Origin of the sequence: Rhodococcus parequi (genome assembly GCF_046042785.1) — a bacterium.
In the GTDB taxonomy this organism is placed as follows: domain Bacteria; phylum Actinomycetota; class Actinomycetes; order Mycobacteriales; family Mycobacteriaceae; genus Prescottella; species Prescottella parequi.
Window position 1 is genome coordinate 184,102 of record NZ_JBDLNV010000006.1, and the last position, 19,709, is coordinate 203,810.

Annotated in this window: 18 protein-coding genes and 1 pseudogene; 10 read left to right on the plus strand and 9 right to left on the minus strand. The window is 68.4% G+C overall.

The genetic code is table 11. From position 1 onward, the window contains the following. Positions 1-32: 32 nt before the first annotated feature. The gene (locus tag ABEU20_RS18035) at positions 33-1,634 is read right to left on the minus strand and encodes an ABC transporter substrate-binding protein (protein WP_420165753.1); all 1,602 of its coding nucleotides are present in this window, start codon (positions 1,632-1,634) and stop codon (positions 33-35) included. A gap of 170 nt (positions 1,635-1,804) precedes the next feature. Between ABEU20_RS18035 and ABEU20_RS18040 the strand changes: the two genes are divergently transcribed. The 3 genes from ABEU20_RS18040 (at position 1,805) to recR (ending at position 3,230) form a co-directional block, all read left to right on the plus strand. Beyond that, positions 1,805-2,239, plus strand: a complete 435-nt coding sequence (locus tag ABEU20_RS18040; protein WP_420165754.1) for an SRPBCC family protein — start codon at positions 1,805-1,807, stop codon at positions 2,237-2,239. 72 nt (positions 2,240-2,311) lie between these two features. Then, positions 2,312-2,611: a YbaB/EbfC family nucleoid-associated protein gene (locus ABEU20_RS18045; protein WP_022593663.1), complete on the plus strand. Its 300-nt coding sequence runs from the start codon at positions 2,312-2,314 to the stop codon at positions 2,609-2,611. A gap of 10 nt (positions 2,612-2,621) precedes the next feature. Further along, positions 2,622-3,230: a recombination mediator RecR gene (gene recR / locus ABEU20_RS18050; RefSeq protein ID WP_420165755.1), complete on the plus strand. Its 609-nt coding sequence runs from the start codon at positions 2,622-2,624 to the stop codon at positions 3,228-3,230. Here recR and ABEU20_RS18055 read toward each other — a convergent pair whose 3' ends face one another. Beyond that, positions 3,231-4,166: a LysR family transcriptional regulator gene (locus ABEU20_RS18055; protein WP_420165756.1), complete on the minus strand. Its 936-nt coding sequence runs from the start codon at positions 4,164-4,166 to the stop codon at positions 3,231-3,233. A gap of 155 nt (positions 4,167-4,321) precedes the next feature. Between ABEU20_RS18055 and ABEU20_RS18060 the strand changes: the two genes are divergently transcribed. After that, positions 4,322-5,644, plus strand: a complete 1,323-nt coding sequence (locus ABEU20_RS18060) for an NAD(P)/FAD-dependent oxidoreductase (RefSeq protein ID WP_420165953.1) — start codon at positions 4,322-4,324, stop codon at positions 5,642-5,644. 67 nt (positions 5,645-5,711) lie between these two features. Here the strand turns inward: ABEU20_RS18060 and ABEU20_RS18065 are convergent, their stop codons facing one another. Together ABEU20_RS18065 and ABEU20_RS18070 are read right to left on the minus strand one after the other, a co-directional pair. Beyond that, the gene (locus ABEU20_RS18065; protein WP_420165757.1) at positions 5,712-7,256 is read right to left on the minus strand and encodes an acyl-CoA synthetase; all 1,545 of its coding nucleotides are present in this window, start codon (positions 7,254-7,256) and stop codon (positions 5,712-5,714) included. Between the two features lie 115 nt (positions 7,257-7,371). Continuing rightward, positions 7,372-8,298, minus strand: coding sequence for a DMT family transporter (locus ABEU20_RS18070; RefSeq protein ID WP_420165758.1), 927 nt, complete (start codon positions 8,296-8,298; stop codon positions 7,372-7,374). A gap of 74 nt (positions 8,299-8,372) precedes the next feature. Between ABEU20_RS18070 and ABEU20_RS18075 the strand changes: the two genes are divergently transcribed. Continuing rightward, positions 8,373-9,284, plus strand: a complete 912-nt coding sequence (locus tag ABEU20_RS18075; protein ID WP_420165759.1) for a LysR family transcriptional regulator — start codon at positions 8,373-8,375, stop codon at positions 9,282-9,284. Here the strand turns inward: ABEU20_RS18075 and ABEU20_RS18080 are convergent. Together ABEU20_RS18080 and ABEU20_RS18085 are read right to left on the minus strand one after the other, a co-directional pair. Continuing rightward, a complete protein-coding gene (locus ABEU20_RS18080; protein ID WP_420165760.1) occupies positions 9,269-10,204 on the minus strand; it encodes an oxygenase MpaB family protein in 936 nt (311 codons plus the stop codon). The genes ABEU20_RS18075 and ABEU20_RS18080 overlap by 16 nt on opposite strands. 5 nt (positions 10,205-10,209) lie before the next feature. Beyond that, positions 10,210-11,745, minus strand: a complete 1,536-nt coding sequence (locus ABEU20_RS18085) for an aldehyde dehydrogenase family protein (protein ID WP_420165761.1) — start codon at positions 11,743-11,745, stop codon at positions 10,210-10,212. Positions 11,746-11,921: 176 nt separating this feature from the next. Between ABEU20_RS18085 and ABEU20_RS18090 the strand changes: the two genes are divergently transcribed. The 3 genes and pseudogenes from ABEU20_RS18090 (at position 11,922) to ABEU20_RS18100 (ending at position 14,634) form a co-directional block, all read left to right on the plus strand. After that, a complete protein-coding gene (locus tag ABEU20_RS18090; RefSeq protein WP_420165762.1) occupies positions 11,922-13,064 on the plus strand; it encodes an acyl-CoA dehydrogenase family protein in 1,143 nt (380 codons plus the stop codon). Between the two features lie 9 nt (positions 13,065-13,073). Next, positions 13,074-13,751, plus strand: a pseudogene (locus ABEU20_RS18095) (GntR family transcriptional regulator); the annotation flags it as partial. Positions 13,752-13,791: 40 nt separating this feature from the next. Beyond that, positions 13,792-14,634, plus strand: coding sequence for an oxygenase MpaB family protein (locus ABEU20_RS18100; RefSeq protein ID WP_420165763.1), 843 nt, complete (start codon positions 13,792-13,794; stop codon positions 14,632-14,634). 30 nt (positions 14,635-14,664) lie between these two features. Here ABEU20_RS18100 and ABEU20_RS18105 read toward each other — a convergent pair whose 3' ends face one another. Genes ABEU20_RS18105 through ABEU20_RS18115 form a run of 3 tightly spaced genes read right to left on the minus strand, consistent with a single transcriptional unit; the run spans position 14,665 to position 17,533 of the window. Next, complete coding sequence (locus ABEU20_RS18105) at positions 14,665-15,141, minus strand: DUF4334 domain-containing protein (RefSeq protein ID WP_420165764.1); 477 nt, start codon at positions 15,139-15,141, stop codon at positions 14,665-14,667. Beyond that, complete coding sequence (locus ABEU20_RS18110) at positions 15,138-16,271, minus strand: NAD(P)-dependent alcohol dehydrogenase (protein WP_420165765.1); 1,134 nt, start codon at positions 16,269-16,271, stop codon at positions 15,138-15,140. Before ABEU20_RS18110 ends, ABEU20_RS18105 begins: the two co-directional genes overlap by 4 nt. Beyond that, complete coding sequence (locus ABEU20_RS18115; protein WP_420165766.1) at positions 16,268-17,533, minus strand: TetR/AcrR family transcriptional regulator; 1,266 nt, start codon at positions 17,531-17,533, stop codon at positions 16,268-16,270. The genes ABEU20_RS18110 and ABEU20_RS18115 overlap by 4 nt, the downstream gene beginning before the upstream one ends. A 319-nt stretch (positions 17,534-17,852) precedes the next feature. Between ABEU20_RS18115 and ABEU20_RS18120 the strand changes: the two genes are divergently transcribed. Beyond that, entirely contained in the window at positions 17,853-18,836 is a 984-nt protein-coding gene (locus ABEU20_RS18120) for an NAD(P)H-dependent flavin oxidoreductase (protein WP_420165767.1), read from the plus strand. Then, entirely contained in the window at positions 18,833-19,612 is a 780-nt protein-coding gene (locus tag ABEU20_RS18125) for an enoyl-CoA hydratase (protein WP_420165768.1), read from the plus strand. Before ABEU20_RS18120 ends, ABEU20_RS18125 begins: the two co-directional genes overlap by 4 nt. Positions 19,613-19,709: the final 97 nt, after the last annotated feature.

The window sequence follows — 19,709 nt, forward strand, 5'->3', positions numbered from 1 at the left end:
CGCCCCGGAATTTCCGGAACGCCCCGCATCGGTCACTGTCCGACCCAGGCCTGGTCGAGCAGCATGATGTTGTCCGCGTTGCGCTTGACGCCGTGGACGTTGTCGTCCCACGCCGTGAGCACCTTGCTCGGACCCCACACCGCGTACGGGATCGTCTCGTCGGCTCGCGCCTGCACCTTGGCGATCGCGGCCTTCTTGGCGTCGTCGGTGGTCGCCGTCTTGACCTCCACCAGCAGGGCGTCCATCTGCGGATCGGCGTAGCCGGCCGCGTTGTTGCGCGAATCGCTGCCCATGCCGCCGTACAGGCGCAGGTAGGGCGCCTCGTCCATGAACGCGAACGCCGCACGGGTCATGTCGAAGTCGTGCTCGACGTACAGCTTGCGCACGAGGTCGGTCGTGCTGTTGACGTACTCGATCTGGACGTCGAAGCCGATGCTGTTGAGTGACGCCTGCGCAGCGAGTGCGGCGGCCTCGGCGCTCTTCTCGGTGGTGGCCAGGTACGTGAGCTTGCCGTCGTAGCCGTCGGCCTTGGCCTCGTTCAGCAGCTGCCGAGCCTTGTCGGGGTCGAACGACACGCCCTCGGCGCCCGACGACCACCGCGAGCTGTCCGGAACCAGCGTCGAGGAGGCGATGCCGAGACCGTCGTTGGCGCGCTGGTTGATCGCCTGGGGATCGACACCGTACGCGACCGCCTGCCGCACGCGCACGTCCGCGCCCGGGCGGCCTTCGCGGGCGTTGAGCATGCCGAGGGCGCCGAGCCCCTGGATGTCGAGGTAGCCGCTGAAGCCGGCGTTCACGGTGTCCCGGATCGTCGCCTCGTCGCGCAGGATGTACGCCATGTTCAGCTGGCCGCTCTGCAGCGACTCGAACTGTCCGCGAGCGCCGTTGGTCGGCACGAACCGAAGCTTGTCGAGGTTGGGGCGGCCGTTCCAGTAGTCCTCGCGCGGGGTGAGCACGATCTCCTCGTTGGGCGCGAACCGCGTCAGTGTGAACGGGCCGGCGCCGATCGGGGTGAACTTCCCGTCGGCCTCGGAGTTCTTGGACACGACCATGCCCGGGCCCATCGCCAGCAGCACGGGGAAGTCGTTCCACGGCGCGTTGAGCGTGAACGTCACGGTCTTCGCGTCCGGGGTGGCGATCGAGGTCACCGAATTCGCCCACACCTGCGAGACGTCGGCGCGCGCGGCGACGAAGCGGTCGATGCTCCACTTGACGGCGTCGGCGTCGACCGGCGAGCCGTCGCTGAACGTCGCGCCGTCACGCAGCGTCACCGTGAACTGGGTGTAGTCGGCGTTGTGCTCGAGTGCCTGTGCGAGCTGCGGCTCGAACGTGCCCGACTCGGCGTCTGTGCGGATCAGGGTGTCGTAGATCGCCGCCATCTCGGTGCCGCCGGTCGAGCCCGCCGCCTGGGTCTTGGTCGGGTCGAGCGCGTTCGGGAACGAATACGACCCGAACGTCACGGTGCCGCCGCGCACCGGATCGCCGGCGTCCTGCGCGACGTTGATCGGGCCGGTCGTGACGGCAGAACCTTCGTTGGACTGGCCGTCGGCGGATGCGCACCCGGCTACGAGCACGGCTGCCGCCGCACCGAGTGCAGCCAATCGGATGCCCGACCGGAACCACAAGTTCTTCAAAGCTCACCTCGCTGTTTGTCGTGTCGACGCGGAGATTAGGACAAATGCCCCATAGTTGTGGCGCAGGTCTCAGTGAGTGAAAACGGTGCGGTGGGTCACTTCGGGACCCCTGGCTGTGCACGCGGGTGAGCAGGCAGGATGGAAGAAACCCCGAGCAAGGAGACGTATCAGTGGCACAGGTCAACGCCAGCAGTTCGATCACCCTCACCGCGACGCCGGAGCAGGCACTCGGCGCACTCACGGACTACGAGACGATGCGCCCGCGGATCCTGCCGCAGCAGTACCGCGACTACCAGGTGCTCGAGGGCGGGCAGGGGGACGGGACCGTCGCGCAGTGGACGCTGCAGGCCACCGAGAAGCGGTCGCGCAACGTCAAGGCGTCGGTGACGGTAGCCGGCAACACGATCACCGAGCGCGACGCCAATTCGTCGCTCGTCACGACCTGGACCGTCGCGCCGTCCGGCGCCGGGTCCACGGTCACCACCTCCACCGAGTGGAAGGGTGCGGGCGGCATCGGGGGCTTCTTCGAGCGCACGTTCGCGCCGCTGGGTCTGCGCCGGATCCAGGAGGCCACCCTCGCGAATCTGCAGCGCGAGCTGGCCTAGCGGCGACGGACTACGCTGACGAACCGACCCGACGAAAGGACCAGTCCAGTGCAACCAGGTGGACAGCCCGACATGCAGCAGCTCCTCGCGCAGGCGCAGCAGATGCAGCAGCAGTTGATGGCGGCGCAGGCCGAGATGTCGCAGGCCGAGGTGACCGGCCAGGCGGGTGGCGGTCTGGTGACCGCGACGGTCAAGGGCACCGGCGAGGTCGTCGGCCTCACGATCGACCCCAAGGTCGTCGACCCCGAGGACATCGAGACGCTGCAGGACCTCGTGATCGGCGCCATCGCCGACGCGTCGAACAAGGCCCAGGAGATCGCGGCGAGCAAGCTCGGCCCGCTCGCCGGCGGCCTGCCCGGCCTCCCGTTCTGAGCGGCGCGCCTTGTACGAAGGTCCCGTCCAGGACTTGATCGACGAACTGGGCAAGCTGCCCGGTATCGGGCCCAAGAGCGCCCAGCGCATCGCGTTCCACCTGCTGTCGGTCGAACCCCCGGAGATCGACCGACTCCAGGCGGTACTGCAGAAGGTGCGCGACGGCGTCCAGTTCTGCATCGTGTGCGGCACGGTCTCCGAAGAGGAGAAGTGCCGCATCTGTTCCGATCCGCGTCGGGACCGGACGATGGTGTGCGTCGTCGAGGAACCCAAGGACGTGCAGGCGATCGAGCGCACGCGCGAGTTCAGGGGCCGCTACCACGTTCTCGGTGGCGCACTCGACCCGCTGAGCGGCATCGGCCCGGACCAGCTGCGGATCCGGGAGCTGTTGACGCGGATCGGTAACCAGGAGGACGGGGTCGACGTCGCCGAGGTGATCATCGCGACCGACCCCAACACCGAGGGCGAGGCGACCGCGACGTATCTGGTGCGGATGCTGCGGGACTTCCCGGGATTGACGGTCTCGCGGCTGGCGTCGGGCCTGCCGATGGGTGGCGACCTCGAGTTCGCCGACGAACTCACCCTCGGCCGCGCGCTGTCCGGACGGCGGACGCTGTAGCTACTGCTCTTCCGGTGTGCCCCCGATGTGCTGCGGCGGATTCGGGGGCACACTGTTCTCCCCGGTCACCGTCCGACGCAGGGAGTGCACCAGGGTCGCGAGGCCCGGCGACGAGGCCGCGCCGCTGCGGACGATGCCGCTCACCGGCACCCGCAGGCGGTTGTTGCGCTCACGCATCACGCACAGCCCCATCCGCGGCGCCTCGGCGACCGTGCTCGCGTAGAGGACCGTCCAGGCGCGGGGGTTGGTGATGACATCGAGGATCGCGGTGTGGTCCCGCGCGATGGGTGGACCCATCTGGACTCGACGTCCGACGTCGACGAACGCGTTCTCCACCACCGTGTGGATCAGGACCTGGCTGTGCCGCGGCGGCAGCAGCAGGGGATAGGGCGCGAGTTCGCTCAGTTCGACGGTGGAGAACGCCGAGACCGGATGGTGATTGGACGTCGCGATCATCAGGTCCTCGACGCCCAGTTCGACGGTCTCGAGTCCGGGGCGGTCCACCTCGCCGCGAATGAGCGCGATGTCGGCGTCGCCCGCCGACACCGCGTCGATGCGGTCGGTGAAGTTCTTGATCACGAACTCGATGTCGAGGCCGGGATGTTTCTCCCGGACGTCTGCGATCGCCGCGAGGCTCTGCGGCGCGAAGCTCATGCTCGCGGTGATCCGGATGCGGTTGCGGGGCTCCTTCGCGACCGCGAACGCCTTGGTCTCGAGGCTCAACACCTCCTGCGCGATGGGCACGAGGCGGGACCCGGCGGGGCTCAGCTTCACCACCCGCGTGGACCGCTCGAACAGCGGCGCTCCGAGTTCCTGTTCGAGCTTGTTGATCTGGTGGCTGATGGCAGACTGCGAGATGAAGCAGCGTTCCGCCGCTCTGCTGAAGCTCAGCTCTTCGCTCACCGCAAGGAAGTAGCGCAGCTGACGGAAGTCCATGACGCCATACTACTTATGAGCGATCGAGATAACTGTTTTCCGAATATCCCTGTTTACTGGCGCAAATGTCGTTAGCGCTCCTACGGTGTCTCTCATACATCTCGACCAGGTCTCTCGAATATCTCGAGAAGGAGGCAACCGTGAGCGAAGCAGTGATCGATCGGACCGAAGTTGTGATCGTCGGGTCCGGATTCGGTGCCCTCGCCACGGCGAAGAAGCTGGCCAAGGCCGGTAAGCCGTTCGTCCTCATCTCGGAGACCACCGAGCACCTCTTCCAGCCGCTGCTGTACCAGGTGGCGACCGGCGTCCTCGCGGCCGGCGAGATCGCCCCCTCGGTCCGCGCGATCCTCGCGAAGTACCCCAACGCCGACGTCCGCCTCGGCCGCGTCGTCGACGTGCACCCCGAGGAGAAGGAACTCGTCTACGAGGCCGCCGGCGAGCGACACACCCTCGGCTACGGCTCGCTCGTCGCCGCCACCGGTGCCCGGCAGAGCTACTTCGGACGCGACGAGTTCGCGAAGGTCACCTACGCGCTCAAGACCGTCGACGACGCCGAACGCCTGCGCGCCCAGATCGTGCGCTGCTTCGAGGAGGCGCACACCACCACCGACCTCGAGCGCCGCAAGAACCTGCTGAGCTTCATCGTCATCGGCGCCGGCGCCACCGGCGTCGAGCTGGCCGGTCAGATCAAGGAGCTCGCAGGCCGCTACTTCGAGCAGTCGATCCGCGGCGTCACCGCCGACGACGTCACCGTCACCCTCGTCGAGGGTGCGGGTGTCGCGATGCCCGCGTACGGCGGCAAGCTCAGCGAGTACACCAAGCAGTCGCTGGAGAAGTCGGGGGTCGAGGTCGTCCTCAACACCCTGGTCACCGACATCGACGAGCACGGCGCCACCTTCAAGGCGCACGGCAGCGAGACCGGTGAGCGCCGCACCGCCGAGACCATCGTCTGGTCGGCCGGCGTGCAGGCCAACGACTTCGCGTCGGCGCTCGCCGAGCGCACCGGCTGCGAGACCGACCGCGCCGGCCGGCTGCTCGTCAACCCCGATCTCACCGTCGGCGGCCGCGCCGACATCTTCGCGGTCGGTGACATGACGTCGCTGAACAACCTGCCCGGCCAGTCGCCCGTCGCGATGCAGGGCGGACGCCACGTCGCGGCCACCATCCTCGGAAAGACCAAGCGCGGCACGCCCTTCAAGTTCCGCGACAAGGGCTCGATGGCGATCATCAACCGCTTCCGTGCCGTTACCAAGGTCAAGAGCATCGAGCTCACCGGCTTCGTCGCGTGGGTGCTGTGGCTCGCAGTCCACATGGTGTACCTGGTGGGCTTCCGCAACCGCTACGTCGCGGTGATGTCGTGGTTCGGTTCGTTCCTCGGCCACCGGCGTCCGCACTTCCACTACGCGCAGGAGATCGGGCCGATCGAAGCGCCCGATGCGCACGCCGCCGACGACCGACCCGCGAAGGTCGCCGCCTAGCTTCACGAACAACGGGCGGTTACTGCGACATCGGCCGAGTGCCGAGCGCAGTAACCGCCCGTTTCGGCTAGGCGAGGGCGCGCAGTGCGGCGTCGCGCAGGTCGTGCTTCTTGACCTTGCCGGTTGCCAGGCGCGGCAGATGGTCGCAGAAGTCGATCGTCTTCGGCACCTTGTACTTCGCGAGGTGCTCGCGGACGTAACCGCGGAGTGCTTCCGCCGTGGCGTCGTCGGCCGGCACACCGGGATCGAGTTCGACGACGGCGTGCACGTACTCGCCCATCTCCGGATCGGGGAGGCCGAAGACCGCGACGTCGGCGACGTCGGGGTGCGCCGACAGGCACGACTCGATCTCGGCCGGGTAGATGTTGACGCCGCCGGAGATGATCATGAACGACTTGCGGTCGGTGAGGAACAGGTAGCCGTCCGCGTCGATGTAGCCGACGTCGCCGACCGTGGACAGGCGCGGGTTGCTCGGGTGCCGGGAGTCGGCGGTCTTGTCGGCGTCGTTGTGGTACTCGAACGGCACGACGTCACGCTCGAAGTAGATGGTGCCGATCTCACCGGCCGGCAGGGGGTCGCCGGCCTCGTCGCACACGACGGGCGTGCCGAGCACCGGGCGGCCGACCGAACCCGGACGCTCGAGCCATTCGCTCGCGGTCAGGAACGTCATGCCCATTCCCTCTGTGCCCGAGTACAGTTCGCTGACGATCGGGCCCAGCCAGTCGATGGTCGCACTCTTGACGGCGGGCGGGCACGGCGCAGCGGAGTGCAGGAAGTCCTGCAGCGACGACACGTCGAACGCCGTGCGTTCGGCCTCCGGCAGCTTGAGCAGTCGCACCATCATCGTCGGTACGACCTGGGTGTGCGTGATCGAGTACTTCTCGATCGTCGCCAGGAACTCGCGGGCGTCGAAGCGCTCCATGAGCACGACGGTGGCGCCGACCGCGTGCGCGCCGGCCGACCACTGCAGCGCGGCGGAGTGGTACATCGGCGCGGGAACGAGGTACGTCGACTGATCGGTCATCTTCAGCAGTGTCTGTGCGAAGTAGCCGACGTTCATGCCGCGCGGGTCGTCGATCGTGATGCCGCTGAGGGGGCGCCGAATGCCCTTGGGACGACCCGTGGTTCCCGACGAGTACAGCATCATGTCGCCGCGGGGTTGCTCGGCGAGCGGCACCGGTTCGAATGTCGCCATCGACTCCTCGTACGACTCGAAGCCGTCGACGACGCCGTCCATCATGAACAGGTGCGGCCGGTCGGCGAGTTCGTCGACGATCGCGGTCGCGAGGTCGGCGAGCCGGTGCGTGGTGACGATCAGCTGTGCCTGGCAGTCGGTGACGATGTACGCGGCCTCGTCGGCGGTGAGGTGCCAGTTGACGGCCGTGATGTAGAGCCCGGAGCGCACCGCAGCCCAGTACACCTCGAGGAACCGCGGATGGTTCTCCGCGAGGATCGCGACGTGGTCACCCTTCCGCAGTCCGAGCGCGAACCACTGCTGCGCCAGTCGATTCGAGCGGTCCTCGAGCTCGCGATAGGTCACGACCTCGCCGGTGGGCGCGAAGACGACCGCGGGTCGATCGGGGGCTGTCGCGGCGTGGAATCCGGGGTACATCTAGAGAAGCCTCCTGGGTGTCTGAGTCGTTGTGCCGGGCAGCACGGTGATACTCGACGCGTGTCCGGTGTCACAGCGTGGACGGGGCGTCGCGTAAATGAAACGAGAATCTCGTTCAGCGGGACCTGTGCGGTCGCGACGCGACCAACCACGCGGTCGCGACGACGGTCGCGCAGCCGACGAGTTGCAGGGCGGTGGGCCGTTCGCCGAGCAGGATCATGGCGGCCGCGATCGCCAGGACCGGTTGCAGGAGCAACAGTGTCGCGCCGACCTCGGGCGCGAGACGGGGGAGGGAACGACCGAGCAGCATCCAGCCGACCACCTGCGCCGACACGGCCAGCGCCGCGAGCCAGCCGAATGCGGCCCAGCCGGGCGTCAGGTCGACGCCGCCCCACGTCGATCCGAGTGCGGAGCCGACGACACCCGCCGCCGCGGTCGAGAACAGGACCTGCGTCCCGGCGGTGTCCGCGGAGCCCCGACCGCCGACGACGAAGATGTATCCCGCGTACGCGACACCCGACAGCAGGGCCAGGGCGGTACCCCACAGCAGGTCGGGGCCCGTCGACCCGGTGTCCGCGATGCCGGCGGTGAGCGCGATCCCGGCGAACAACACCGGGACGACCGCGACGAACCGGACCGGAATCCGGGTGCCCAGGAAGACGAACGACAGCAGTGGCACCACGACCACCTGGACGTTCACGAGCACCGTGGAGATGCCCGCGCCCACGAGCATGATGGCCTGCGACCACAGTGCGAAGTCGACACCGAGCAGGGCGCCGGCGACGACGAACCGCGCCGTGTCACCGCGGCTCGGCCTCGTGCCGCGGCGGTACTCCATCCATGCGAGCACGGCCAGCGGCGGCAGTGCCAGTGCGCAGCGGAAGAACACCGACGTCGCGGGGGAGACGTCGGCGAGACGGATGAACACCGCGGTCAGCGAGATGCTGGCGGCGCCCGCGACGGCGAGCGCGCGGGGGTCGGCGACCCGGCGGCGGGCCCGGTGGGGCGCCGCCGGGGCGCTGCGGAATTCGACGATTTGCACGCGGTCAATTGTTGGCTCTACCTGCATAAACAACAACTAAGAAAGATTTCTCAAGATTCGGTAGTGTTGCTTCCGTGTTGAACCTCGACCGAGTGCGTGCGCTGTGCGCGGTGGCCCAGTGCGGGTCGGTCGCGGCGGCAGCGCGGGTCCTGCACGTCACGCCGTCGGGGGTGTCGCAGCAACTGGCGAAGCTCGAGCGCGAGGTCGGCGTCGCGCTGCTCGAGCCGGCGGGGCGCGGGGTGCGCCTGACGCCCGCGGGGGAGCTACTGGCCCGGCGCGGCGGCGAACTGCTGGCCCGCGCATCCGGAGTCGCAGCGGAGATCGCCGCGATGCGCAGCGAGGTGGTGGGACCTCTGCGCTTCGGGGCGTTCGTGACCGCGTCGCGGCTGGTGCTCCCCTCGGCGGTCGGGGCGCTGCTGTCCCGGTATCCGCTTCACGTGACGGTGACCGAGGCCGAGACCGAGGTGACCCTCGAATCCGTCGTCCGGGGGCGCATCGACGTCGGTGTCGTCGACAGCTGGGAGTCGGCTCCGGTCGACATCCCCGGGCACCTGGAGTCTCGGCTGATCCACCACGACACCGCCGACCTCGCCCTGCCCCTCGACCACCCGCTCGCCCGGAACACCGAGGTGCCGCTGTCGAGTCTCGCGGACATGCCCTGGGTCGCTTGGGGGGCCGGCACCGCGTTCCACGAGTGGCTCGTGCTCACACTGCGTCGGCAGGGGTTCGAACCGCGGGTGGACTTCGAGGCGTCCGACGTCTCGACACACCTCGCGTTCGCGGCGGCCGGACTGGCCGCCGCGCTGGTGCCCCGTCTGGCGATCGACCGGGCGCCGGACGGTGTGGCGTTGGTGGCGACCGAACCGCGCCTACACCGCGACATCTACGCGGTCTGGCGGGCCGACGGCGCCGGCCCCGCCGTGCGCGCGGGGATCGACGCGGTGCAGGACGCGTTCGGCCGCAGGGGAACTCAGTTCGCCCGCTGAGACCGACTGTGCTCGACACCCAGGTCGCGGGGGCAGTAGCCCACCGGATAGCCGGGATACGTCCGATTGTTCGGATCGGTCGCTGCTGCCGATACCCGGCGCCTGGGCAGCAGCCGGACCACCGCCGATCGTGCCCGCAGACCCGTCTCGGCCGCCGCGCGCACGCGCGGAGATCCCTTCGGGAACCCGAACGCGGCCGCCATGCGATCGTCGATCAACGCGTACACCGCCGCCGCGACCGGTGCGGCGAGGAATCTCGGGTACCACGACTGGAACAGCGTCAGCGTGTACGTGCCGATGCGGTGGTTGTCGTCGCTGTAGACGAACTTCTCCCGTTCGTAGTCCATCTTGAACCGCTGGAAGTCCTGGTACGAATCGGGGATGTCCTTGATTCCCATGCGGATTCCCACCTGGCGGTAGAAGTGGAACGATGCGAGCCGCTCGTGGGGGTGTAACCGGCGCCAGCCGTAGCGGTCGATCCAGTCGATCGGGTCGTACACGAAGGTCGACAGCACGTACAGCATGTCGTCGTTCGCGATCGAGTACCGACCGTGCATCCGGTTGATGTTGCGGAGAGACTCCCGACCGCGCGGCGAGTCGTAGCCGTGCTCGACGAGTTCGCTCATCAGGAGCGCGGTGTCGTCGTAGCGCTTCTGGGGACGTTTCTCGAACTCTCCTGTGCGGGCCAGTAGTTCGGAGATCGTCGGTACGCAGTACGTCCGGAACAGTGCGAACTCGAGGGAGCGCTGGTAGTCCCACGGGAACTCGTATCCCGAGGTGATGCGCAGGATGTCCTGGTGCTGGGTCACGGGGTCGAGGCCCTCGATGACCTTCACCCATCCCTGCCGCCCCGGCCGGGGGTGCGGGTCGCGATCCGGGGCGGGGAAGACTCCGGCGCGGCGACCGTTGGTGAGGGTCATCGCGGTCACCGTCCGTGCCGGGCCTTGAGCATCCACGCGGAGATCTTCATGTCGCGCGCGGACCGCTCGAGTGTCAGCAGATTCAATGGTGCCGAGAACTTCTGGACGGTGACGGACTTGGGCCGACTGAACTCGCGCAGGCCGTCCGCGCCGTGGATGCGGCCGAACCCGGACTCGCCGATGCCGCCGAACGGCAGCGACGGGATTCCGGCGAACCCGAGCACCGAGTTCACCGAGACCATGCCGGTGCGCAACCGGTCCGCGATGTCCTTGCCGCGGCTGCGGTTCGAGGTGAAGACCGATGCGCCGAGGCCGTACGACGTGGCGTTCGCGCGCTCGATGCCCTCTTCGATGTCGCGGACCTTGTTGACCACGACGGTCGGGCCGAACGTCTCCTCACACACCGCCGACGACGATTCCGGTACGTCGGTGAGGATTACCGGGTCGACGAATCGATCGTGGACCGAGTCGATTCCTCCGATCACCGCCCGGGCGCCCCTGTCCAGGGCGTCGGCGATGTGATTGCGGACGACGTCGGCCTGGCGCGGCAGCGTCATCGGGCCGTAGGTGTCGGCGTCGGATCCGCCCGGCCGGACGCGCTCGACGGCGGCGGTGAACTTGTCGAGGAACTGGCGGTACACCGGTTCGGCGACATAGATGCGCTCGACGCCGGCGCACGTCTGGCCGGCATTGCCGAAGGCGCCGAACGCGGCGAACTCCACGGCCTTGTCGAGGTCGGCGTCCTCGGCGACCAGCATCGCGTCCTTGCCGCCGCACTCCGCGACCAGGGGAGTGAGGGTCTCGGCGCACACCGCCATGACCTTGCGGGCCGTGGGGCCGGACCCGGTGAAGGCGATCTTGTCGACGCCCGCGCGGCACAGGTCCGCGCCCGTCGCACCGAGTCCCGTGATCACCTGCAGTACGGGCTGGGTGGGCGCGAGGGAGTTCCACTTGTCCTCGAGCCACTTGCCGACGCCCGGCGTGAGCTCGCTGGGCTTGAAGACGATCGCGTTGCCGGCGGCGAGGGCGTACGAGATGGACCCCATCGGCGTGTAGACGGGGTAGTTCCACGGTCCGATGACGCCGACGACCCCGAGCGGCTTGTAGCCGAGCGTGGCCGACTGGTTGGCGCTCACCAGCCCGGACGGTACCCGGCGCGGCCTGAGGACCTTCTTCGCGTTGCGGGCGGCCCAGTCGAGGTGCTCGACGGCGAGCATCACCTCGAGCAAGGCGTCGTCGTGCGGTTTTCCGGTTTCGGCGGAGATCACCCGGGCCAGGCCGTCACCGTCCGAGGCAATGGCCCTCTTGAACTCCAGGAGCCAGTCGCGGCGGCCGCGGAAGCCCTGCGCATCCCACCACCTGGCCGCACCGCGCGCCCGCTCGACGGCGGCGCGCACGTCCGGTGCGGTCGCGACGGGGTACTCCGCCAAGGTCTCACCCGTGCGGGGGTCGAGGCTAGCGAAGGTGGTCGGTGCGCCGTCGCGGGTGGGGGCGGTGGGTGATCCGGGTGCAGCGTCGCTCGAAGACAGTTCTCGGGTCATGTCACGCTTCCTCCGTGCCGGGGATCGCATCACATATATGTGATGTGATTTACTGTGTTGACGCTCACACTATTGGTCCCGGCAGATGTGGACAACCCCCACGCGCGGCATCCGCACCGGATCGGGGCGTTCGAGCCCCCGCTTCACTCGACTCTTCGCAGGCAGGAGCACATCAGATGACGATCGACTTCACCTCCGAGCAGCAGGACTTCGCGCAGGCCGTGGCCGCGTTCTGCCGCAAGGAGTGCGGTACCCGGGAGCAGCGTGACGCGCTCACCGGCCGTGGCGAGCACAACCACAATCAGGATCTGTACCTGAAGATGGCCGACCTGGGCTGGCTCGGCGTCACGGTGCCCGAGGAGTACGGCGGCTCGGCCGGTACGGCGGTCGACATGTGCATCCTGTTGGAACAGGCCGCCCGTGGAATGGCGCCGATCGGCGGTATCGGCCCGACGCTCATCACCGGCGCCGCATACGCCAAGTTCGGCACCGACGCCCAGAAGGAGGCCGTGCTCGGGGGCATCGTCCGGGGTGCGTCCGAGTCGATCTCGATGTCCGAACCGGAGGCCGGCTCCGATGTCGGGAATCTCAGCTGCCGGGCCGAGAAGGTGTCCGGCGGCTGGCTGATCAACGGACAGAAGACGTGGTGTTCCAACGCGCACATCGCCGAGAACATCCTCCTGGTGGCGCGGACCGACCGCAGCGGCTCGAAGCACGAGGGACTGACGATGTTCCACCTCCCGGCCGACACGCCGGGGCTCAAGATCAGCGGCATCGCCACGATGGGAGGCAAGGAGGTCAACGATCTGTACCTCACCGACGTGCTGCTCCCCGACGACGCGGTGGTCGGCGAGGTGGGCCAGGGGTGGACCCAGCTGATGACCGGACTCAACATCGAACGCCTGATCCTCGGCGCCATGATGCTCGGCACCGCGCAGCGGGCGTTCGACGATGCGCTCGAATTCGTCACGCAGCGAAAGCAGTTCGGGCGTCCTGTCGGGACCTTCCAGGTTCTGCGGCACCGTATCGCCGATCTGGCCACGGAGATCGAGTGCACCCGGCTGCTGGTGTACAACACGGCGCGGCTGGTCGACGACAATCCGACGAAGATGTTCCCCCGCGAGGCCTCCATGGTGAAGCTCAAGGCCACCGAGACCGCCAAGAAGGTGGCGCTCGAGGGCATGCAGATGATGGGCGGCTACGGGTACGCCACCGAATTCGACATGGAAGGCCACGTCCGCAGGACGTTGGTCTCGTCGATCTACGGCGGTACCAACGAGATCCAGCGCGACATCATCGGCAAGACGTTCGGGCTGTAGGGAGACGACATGGCTGCGCCGGCCCGGCCCACGGCCCCGCTTCGCCGGACCCAACTCTCCGACGACGTGGCAGCACACCTGCGTGGCGCCGTCATGTCGGGCCGGCTCCGTCCGGGCACCTTCGTCCGTCTCGACGAGACGGCGGCCGAACTCGGGGTCAGCGTCACCCCGGTACGGGAGGCGCTGCTGACGCTCCGGGGGGAGGGGATGATCGAGTCGGTCCCCAACCGCGGATACGTCGTCTCCCCGTTGGACCGGGACGACGTCTACGACATCTTCTGGCTGCAGGGCCGGATCACGGTGGAACTCGCAGTCCGTGCCTCCCGGTCGGCGGACGCCGGCGATCTGGCCCGACTCTCGGCCCTCAACACGGTGCTGCGCGACGCGGTCGAGGCGACCGACCCGGAGCGGATCGCCGAGGCCGAGTACGAGTTCCATCGGGAGCTGTGTCGCATCGCGGGCGGCCCCAAGCTCGCATGGTTCCTCGCCAGCGCGGCCCGCTACACCCCGTACCAGCTGTACGCGGCCGATGCCGCGTGGGGAGCGCTCGCCGTGCGGACGCACGCCGACCTGATCGCGGCGATCGGTGCGAGCGATCGCGCCGCCGTCGTGCGGCACACTCGGATCCAGTTCGACGACGCGGCCGACCGGCTCGTGGCGCACCTCGAGCGGATCGGGATCTGGGAATCACCGACAACCGTCCATCACCCGACGAAAGCGATGAACGATGACGATCGATGCCACCGCTCGACCCAGCCGAGCGCTGCCCGAGCCCGTGGACCCGTCCACCGGATCACTTGACCTCGCCGACTTCGTGGGCGAGTCCATGCTGTTGATCGGCGCCGGAGCCACCGTCCTGCTGCAGTTGGCGCTGCCGGGGGTCGGCAGGGGCGTCGCCGAACACAGCACGACGCTCGAGCGCCCGCTGGATCGGCTGCGCACCACCATGACCTACGTGTACGCCGTCACCCTCGGCACGCCCGAGGAGAAGCAGGAGGTGGTGCGGCTGGTGAACAAGGCGCACGTTCCCGTGCGGTCCGAACGGTACAACGCGTTCGATCCGGAACTGCAGCTGTGGGTGGCGGCGACGTTGTACCGCAACGGCTCCGACATGTACCGGCGATTCTTCGGTGAGGTCGCGGATGCCGACGCGGAGCGGCTGTACCGACAGTCCGCGGTGTACGGGACGGCGTTGCAGGTCAAGGACGACATGTGGCCGGCCACCCGCGCCGAGTTCGACGCGTACTGGGACCGAATGATCGAGACGGCCGAGGTCGACGACCAGGTGCGTGCGTACGTGCGCGGACTGCTCTCCGGCGGCAGGGCGCCGTTGCCCGTCCGTCTGACGATGCCGCTGCAGCGCTTCTTCACGATCGGGCTGCTGCCGCCCCGGGTGCGGGACCAGTTCGCGCTGCCGTGGAGTCCCCGCGATCAGCGCCGCTTCGACCGTCTCATGACGGTGCTCCCCGCCGTCTACCGGCGGGTGCCGCGGCCGCTCCGGCAGGTCACAGCCACGTTCTACCTGCGCGACATGCGCCGCCGGCTCGCGGCACACCGACACCTGATCTGATCGTCGACGTCGCGTTCGGGCGCTCCGGGGTCAGAGCGCGACGTCCCGCTCCAGTCCGAACCAGAAGTGCTCGTCGCCGTCGAACACGAGCTTGCCCTTGCCGTTCATGACGCCGATCACGGTGTCGTCGTCGACCTTCTTGAAGTGGTCGAACACCGGCATACCGTCGTAGACCATCGTCGCGGTCACCTCGCCGCGGAACAGGACCTCCCACAGGCTGGCCTCGCCGTGACCGGTTCCGATGTCGGAGAACAGCTGCCCGTCGTCCCCGCGGCACAGCAGCGGTTGGACGTCGGATTCGCTCGCGAACGCTTTGCCGTACCAGTGGGCGCGCTCGAGCAGCGCGCTCGTGCGGTGGCCGGTGGCGAAGGCGAATCCCCGCCAGCGATACCCGACGAGGTCTCGTGGACGGCACGGCGCCAGCCGGTCCCAGAGCGCATCCAATTCCCGCGGATCGATCCGGTCGGTGCGCGCGCGCAGCGCCGCCACCTCGTCTCGTACGTTCATGTTCGTCCTCCGGTGTCGTTGTCCGCGAACGTGAGTACCGCCTTGACCACCTCACCGGACCGTGTCGCGGACATCGCGTCGTCGATCCGGTCGATCGGAAACGTTCGTACCAGTTTCTCGACCGGGAAGCGACCCTGACGCCACAGGTCGACCAGCATCGGCAGGAAGACCAGTGGATCGGCATCGCCCTCGATGACACCGGTGAGCGTCCGCCCGTGCAGGAGGTGACCCTGGTCGATCGTCATCGGATTGCGTCCGGGTCGCAGGCCGAGCGTCGCACAGGTTCCCGGCGGGCGCAGCGACGACAGTGCCTGACGGACAACCTGTTCGGTACCGACCGATTCCACCGCGAAATCGACGCCGCCGCCGGACTCTCGCCGGACCGCCCGCGCGACATCGTCGGTAGCGACGGGGGACAGGGCCACCGTCGCGCCGAGCTCGAGAGCGAGCTCCCGGCGGGCCGGGAGCGGGTCGACGGCGACGACGGTCTCGCACCCGGCGACACGAGCGGCCATGACCGCGGACATTCCCACGGCGCCGAGGCCGAACACCGCGATCGCGGATCCGGGCGCCGGGCGGAGCACGTTCAGGACGGTGCCGGCCCCGGTCTGCAGGCCGCAGCCGAGCGGCCCGGCAAGTTCGACGGGCACGTCACGGGGGAGACGGACCGCGTTGCGGGCGGAGGCCACCGCGTACGACGCCATCGAAGACTGCCCGAACCAGTTGCCGTGCACGGCATCACCGTGGACGTCGGTCAGTGTGGTGCTTCCGTCCGCTCGGACGCCCCCGTAGTTCAGTGCGGCGGAGTTCTCGCAGTAGGCGGGCCGCCCGTCGGCGCAATTGCGGCAGCCCCGGCACGAGTCGAACCCGAGGACCACCGGGTCGCCGGGGGCGAGTCCGGTGACCGCGGCGCCGACAGCCTCGATGACACCCGACCCCTCGTGGCCCAGCACCGCCGGCAACGGGAACGGGACACCACCGTCCGCGGCCGTGAGGTCGGTGTGGCAGATACCCACACCGTGGATGCGCACCAGTACCTCGTCGCTGCGAATCTCCGGCACCCGCACGGATTCCAGGCGGAGAGGCTCGCGGTGCGCGCGAAGTACCGCGGCGGTGGCGGACACGGTCACGTGCGGCTCGCTGCGCCGAACAGAGTGGCGAGCATGAGCTCCTGGACCCGGGCTTCGTTGGCCGCGGTCGGCTCGAAGTGCATGACGCGGCCCACGTCGAGCACCAGACTCAGAGCCGCGTGGACGAGGAAGCGGCACTCGGGCACGGACAGATCTGGTCGGGCCTCGCCGAGAAGTCGCGCCCATTCTTCAACGTTGAGCCGCTGAGTGTTTCGCAGATCCGTGCGTTGGGGCGCCGGCAGGCTTCCGATCTCTGCGAAGTACACACTCATGAGCTCGGACTGCGCGAACGACAGGCGCACGTAGACCTCGACGAGCGACTCCAGGGCCTGCTGCGGGGTGCTGGAGTCGCCCAGAGCGGTGCTGACCGCCACGGCCAGACGCTCCGCCGCTCGATGGAAAGCCGCGGCGAGGAGGTCCGACTTGCTCGCGAAGTGGCGATAGACCCCGGAGGCGTTGATGCCGGCGGCCTGACCGATCTCCTCGATGCTCACCTCGTGGTAGCCGTGGGCGTGGAACAGCAGGATCGCTTCGTTGAGCACCACTTCCCGCTTGTTGGACAGCGGAATTCCGGAGTTCCGTGCGTGGGTGTCGGCGGGCTGCGACTCGGCGGGAAGATCGGTGCGCGCGATCGATCGGCACGCGTCGAGCAGAAGCCGCTCGAGTCGTCGCACCGGCAGGGCGGCCCGGTGGACCGTGATGCTCCCTACCGCGCCGAGGATCGCGACGCAGATCTGTACCGAGTCGCGGTGGCTGATGTCGGGCCGGATCTCCTCGAGTGTTGCGCCGATACGGCGGTTGACCGCCTCGATCGCGCCGAGGACCGACGCACGGTCGGGCGGTTCGAGGTAGCGGCTCTCCCAGCGGTAGAGCCCGGCCGTCCGACGATTGGCGACGGTGGTTCTGATGGCCGCGAGGATCTGGTGGTCCAGCCGTTCGACCGGGTCGGTGACATCCTGGTCGGCCTCGTCCTGCGCGACGGCCCTCTCCAAGGCTGCGGCGAGCTCCGTCGCGGCCTGGGAGAACAGTGCGTACTTGTTCGGGAAGTGGCGATACAGGGCAGGCCCGGAGATGCCGACGGACGAGGCGATCTCGTCGATACTGACGCCGTGGTAGCCGCGCTCGGTGAAGGCCTCGGCGGCCACCGCCGCGATCTGCGCCTTCCGGTTCTTCGGCCGGCGTCGCACCTCGGCAGTGGGCACGTGCTGTACGTCGATGCGAACACGCCCAGTGCGGGTTCCGGTCTTCGTCCGCTCCGTCACCGAACCTCCTGACGCGTGGGGACTGGTGCCGGAAGCATAGCTCACAGGTGAGGCGTCGTGACCCGACTTGTCGACCTGGATTTCTCCGTCGGCCAATTCAATTCGCCTGCAGACGAGGGGTTGACAAACAAGTCGATCGCCACGAAAGTTAACGCCGATTCTTGGATTGGTTCGACCGGATCCCGTAGGTCGGACGCGTCACCGCTCACGACGGCGACAGCCGTACAGCGTCTGCTCTCCCGTCTGTTTTCTCTGCTGTTCTCCAGTCACAGTTCCGTGCCGGGCGCCTGCGCCCGATCAAGGATCCGAGGAGGTCCATGTGAGAACCCGCTTCACGGAGATGTTCGGAGTACGTCACCCCGTCGTCCAGGGCGGCATGATGTGGGTGGGACGCGCCGAGCTGGTCGCTGCGGTGGCCGAGGCGGGTGCGCTCGGGTTCCTCACCGCACTCACGCAGCCGACGCCGGGTGATCTGGCGAAGGAGATCGAACGGACCCGGCGCCTCACCGACGCCCCCTTCGGCGTCAATCTCACTATCCTTCCGTCGATCTCACCACCGCCCTACGAGGAGTACCGAAAGGTGATCATCGACGCCGGAATCAAGATCGTGGAGACGGCCGGCGCAAATCCCGTGGACCACCTGCCGCACTTCGAGGACGCGGGCGTCAAGGTCATCCACAAGTGCACCAGTGTGCGGCACGCGCTCGAGGCCGAGCGGATCGGCGTCGACGCGGTCAGCATCGACGGTTTCGAGTGCGCGGGGCATCCAGGGGAGGACGACGTCCCCGGGCTCGTGCTCATCCCGGCCGCCACCCGCCGGTTGAGCATCCCGGTCATCGCGTCCGGGGGCATCGCCGACGCGCGAGGCCTGGTCGCGGCGCTCGCACTCGGAGCCGACGGGATCAACATGGGAACTCGGTTCATGTGCACGGTGGAAGCGCCGGTGGCGCAGGAGGTCAAGGAGCGCATCGTCGCGAACAGCGAGCTGGACACACGGCTGATCTTCCGGACACTGCGCAACACCGCGCGCGTCGCGGCCAACACGGTGAGCGCAGAAGTGGTCGACATCGAGGCCGGGGGTTGCGAGTTCGCCGATATCGCGCACCTGGTGGCAGGAGCTCGGGGCAGGCGCGTGTTCGAGGACGGTGACCTGGATGCGGGCATCTGGACGGCCGGTCAGAGTCAGGGGCTGATCGAGGACATTCCCACGTGCGCCGCACTGGTTCGGCGGATCATCGGAGAAGCCGAGGCGATCATCCGCGACCGGCTCGCCGGCGCGATCGAGGAAGGGGTTCGGGTATGACCGCGACGACGGGCGAGGGACTGCAGCGGAAGCTTCGGGAATCCGTTCTCGAACTGTCGATCTCACGACCGGACCGGATGAACGCCGTCGACATGCCCACGATGCGTGAGCTCGGTGCGGCGATTCGCGAAGCCGGACACGACCCGAGTGTGCGCTCGGTCCTGATCACCGGCTCGGGAACTGCGTTTTGTACGGGTGCCGATCTGGCTGCAGCCGCGACGAATCCGGCCGATCCCGCAGTCGTCATGGACGTCGCCAACGAGGTGATCCGAGCGATCGTCGAGGCTCCCGTTCCCGTCGTCGCGGCGGTCAACGGCCCGGCGGCGGGGGTGGGGGTGTCCATCGCGCTCGCAGCCGACCTCACGTACGCGGCGGACAGCGCATACTTCCTGCTCGCGTTCGTCGGCATCGGGCTCATGCCCGACGGCGGGTCGAGTGCCCTCGTCTCTGCGTCGATCGGTCGGGCGAAGGCCGCCGAACTGGCGCTGCTCGGGGAGCGGTTGCCCGCAATCGAGGCGGATCGGCTGGGGCTCGTGTCGAGGGCGCTGCCCGACGACGAACTGCTCGACCACGCCCGGGCTGTGGCGGCCCGGCTCGCGGCCGGTCCGCGCCGCGCCCTCGAACTCACCAAGCGCGCTCTCACGGCCGGCACACTCGCGGCCCTCGACGACGCGCTCGAACGCGAGAAAGTGGGGCAGTCGGAACTGCTCGCCTCCGCCGACTTCGCGGAAGGCGCCGCCGCGATGTTGCAGAAGCGTTCGCCTCGTTACCGGTAGCAATGGAATCCCGGCCTACTTCGACCGCGTGATCGTACCCGCCAGGAGGGCGATTCCGGGGCGGCACGCGATCGAAAAGACCCTGGAAACAGCGTGT

Excerpts from the sequence above, each read along its gene's own strand:
- ABEU20_RS18045 (WP_022593663.1), top strand. The coding sequence starts at position 2,312 with ATGCAGCAGCTCCTCGCGCAGGCGCAGCAGATGCAGCAGCAGTTGATG.
- ABEU20_RS18055 (WP_420165756.1), bottom strand. The coding sequence starts at position 4,166 with ATGGACTTCCGTCAGCTGCGCTACTTCCTTGCGGTGAGCGAAGAGCTG.
- ABEU20_RS18065 (WP_420165757.1), bottom strand. The coding sequence starts at position 7,256 with ATGTACCCCGGATTCCACGCCGCGACAGCCCCCGATCGACCCGCGGTC.
- ABEU20_RS18080 (WP_420165760.1), bottom strand. The coding sequence starts at position 10,204 with ATGACCCTCACCAACGGTCGCCGCGCCGGAGTCTTCCCCGCCCCGGAT.
- ABEU20_RS18085 (WP_420165761.1), bottom strand. The coding sequence starts at position 11,745 with ATGACCCGAGAACTGTCTTCGAGCGACGCTGCACCCGGATCACCCACC.
- ABEU20_RS18090 (WP_420165762.1), top strand. The coding sequence starts at position 11,922 with ATGACGATCGACTTCACCTCCGAGCAGCAGGACTTCGCGCAGGCCGTG.
- ABEU20_RS18100 (WP_420165763.1), top strand. The coding sequence starts at position 13,792 with ATGACGATCGATGCCACCGCTCGACCCAGCCGAGCGCTGCCCGAGCCC.
- ABEU20_RS18105 (WP_420165764.1), bottom strand. The coding sequence starts at position 15,141 with ATGAACGTACGAGACGAGGTGGCGGCGCTGCGCGCGCGCACCGACCGG.
- ABEU20_RS18125 (WP_420165768.1), top strand. The coding sequence starts at position 18,833 with ATGACCGCGACGACGGGCGAGGGACTGCAGCGGAAGCTTCGGGAATCC.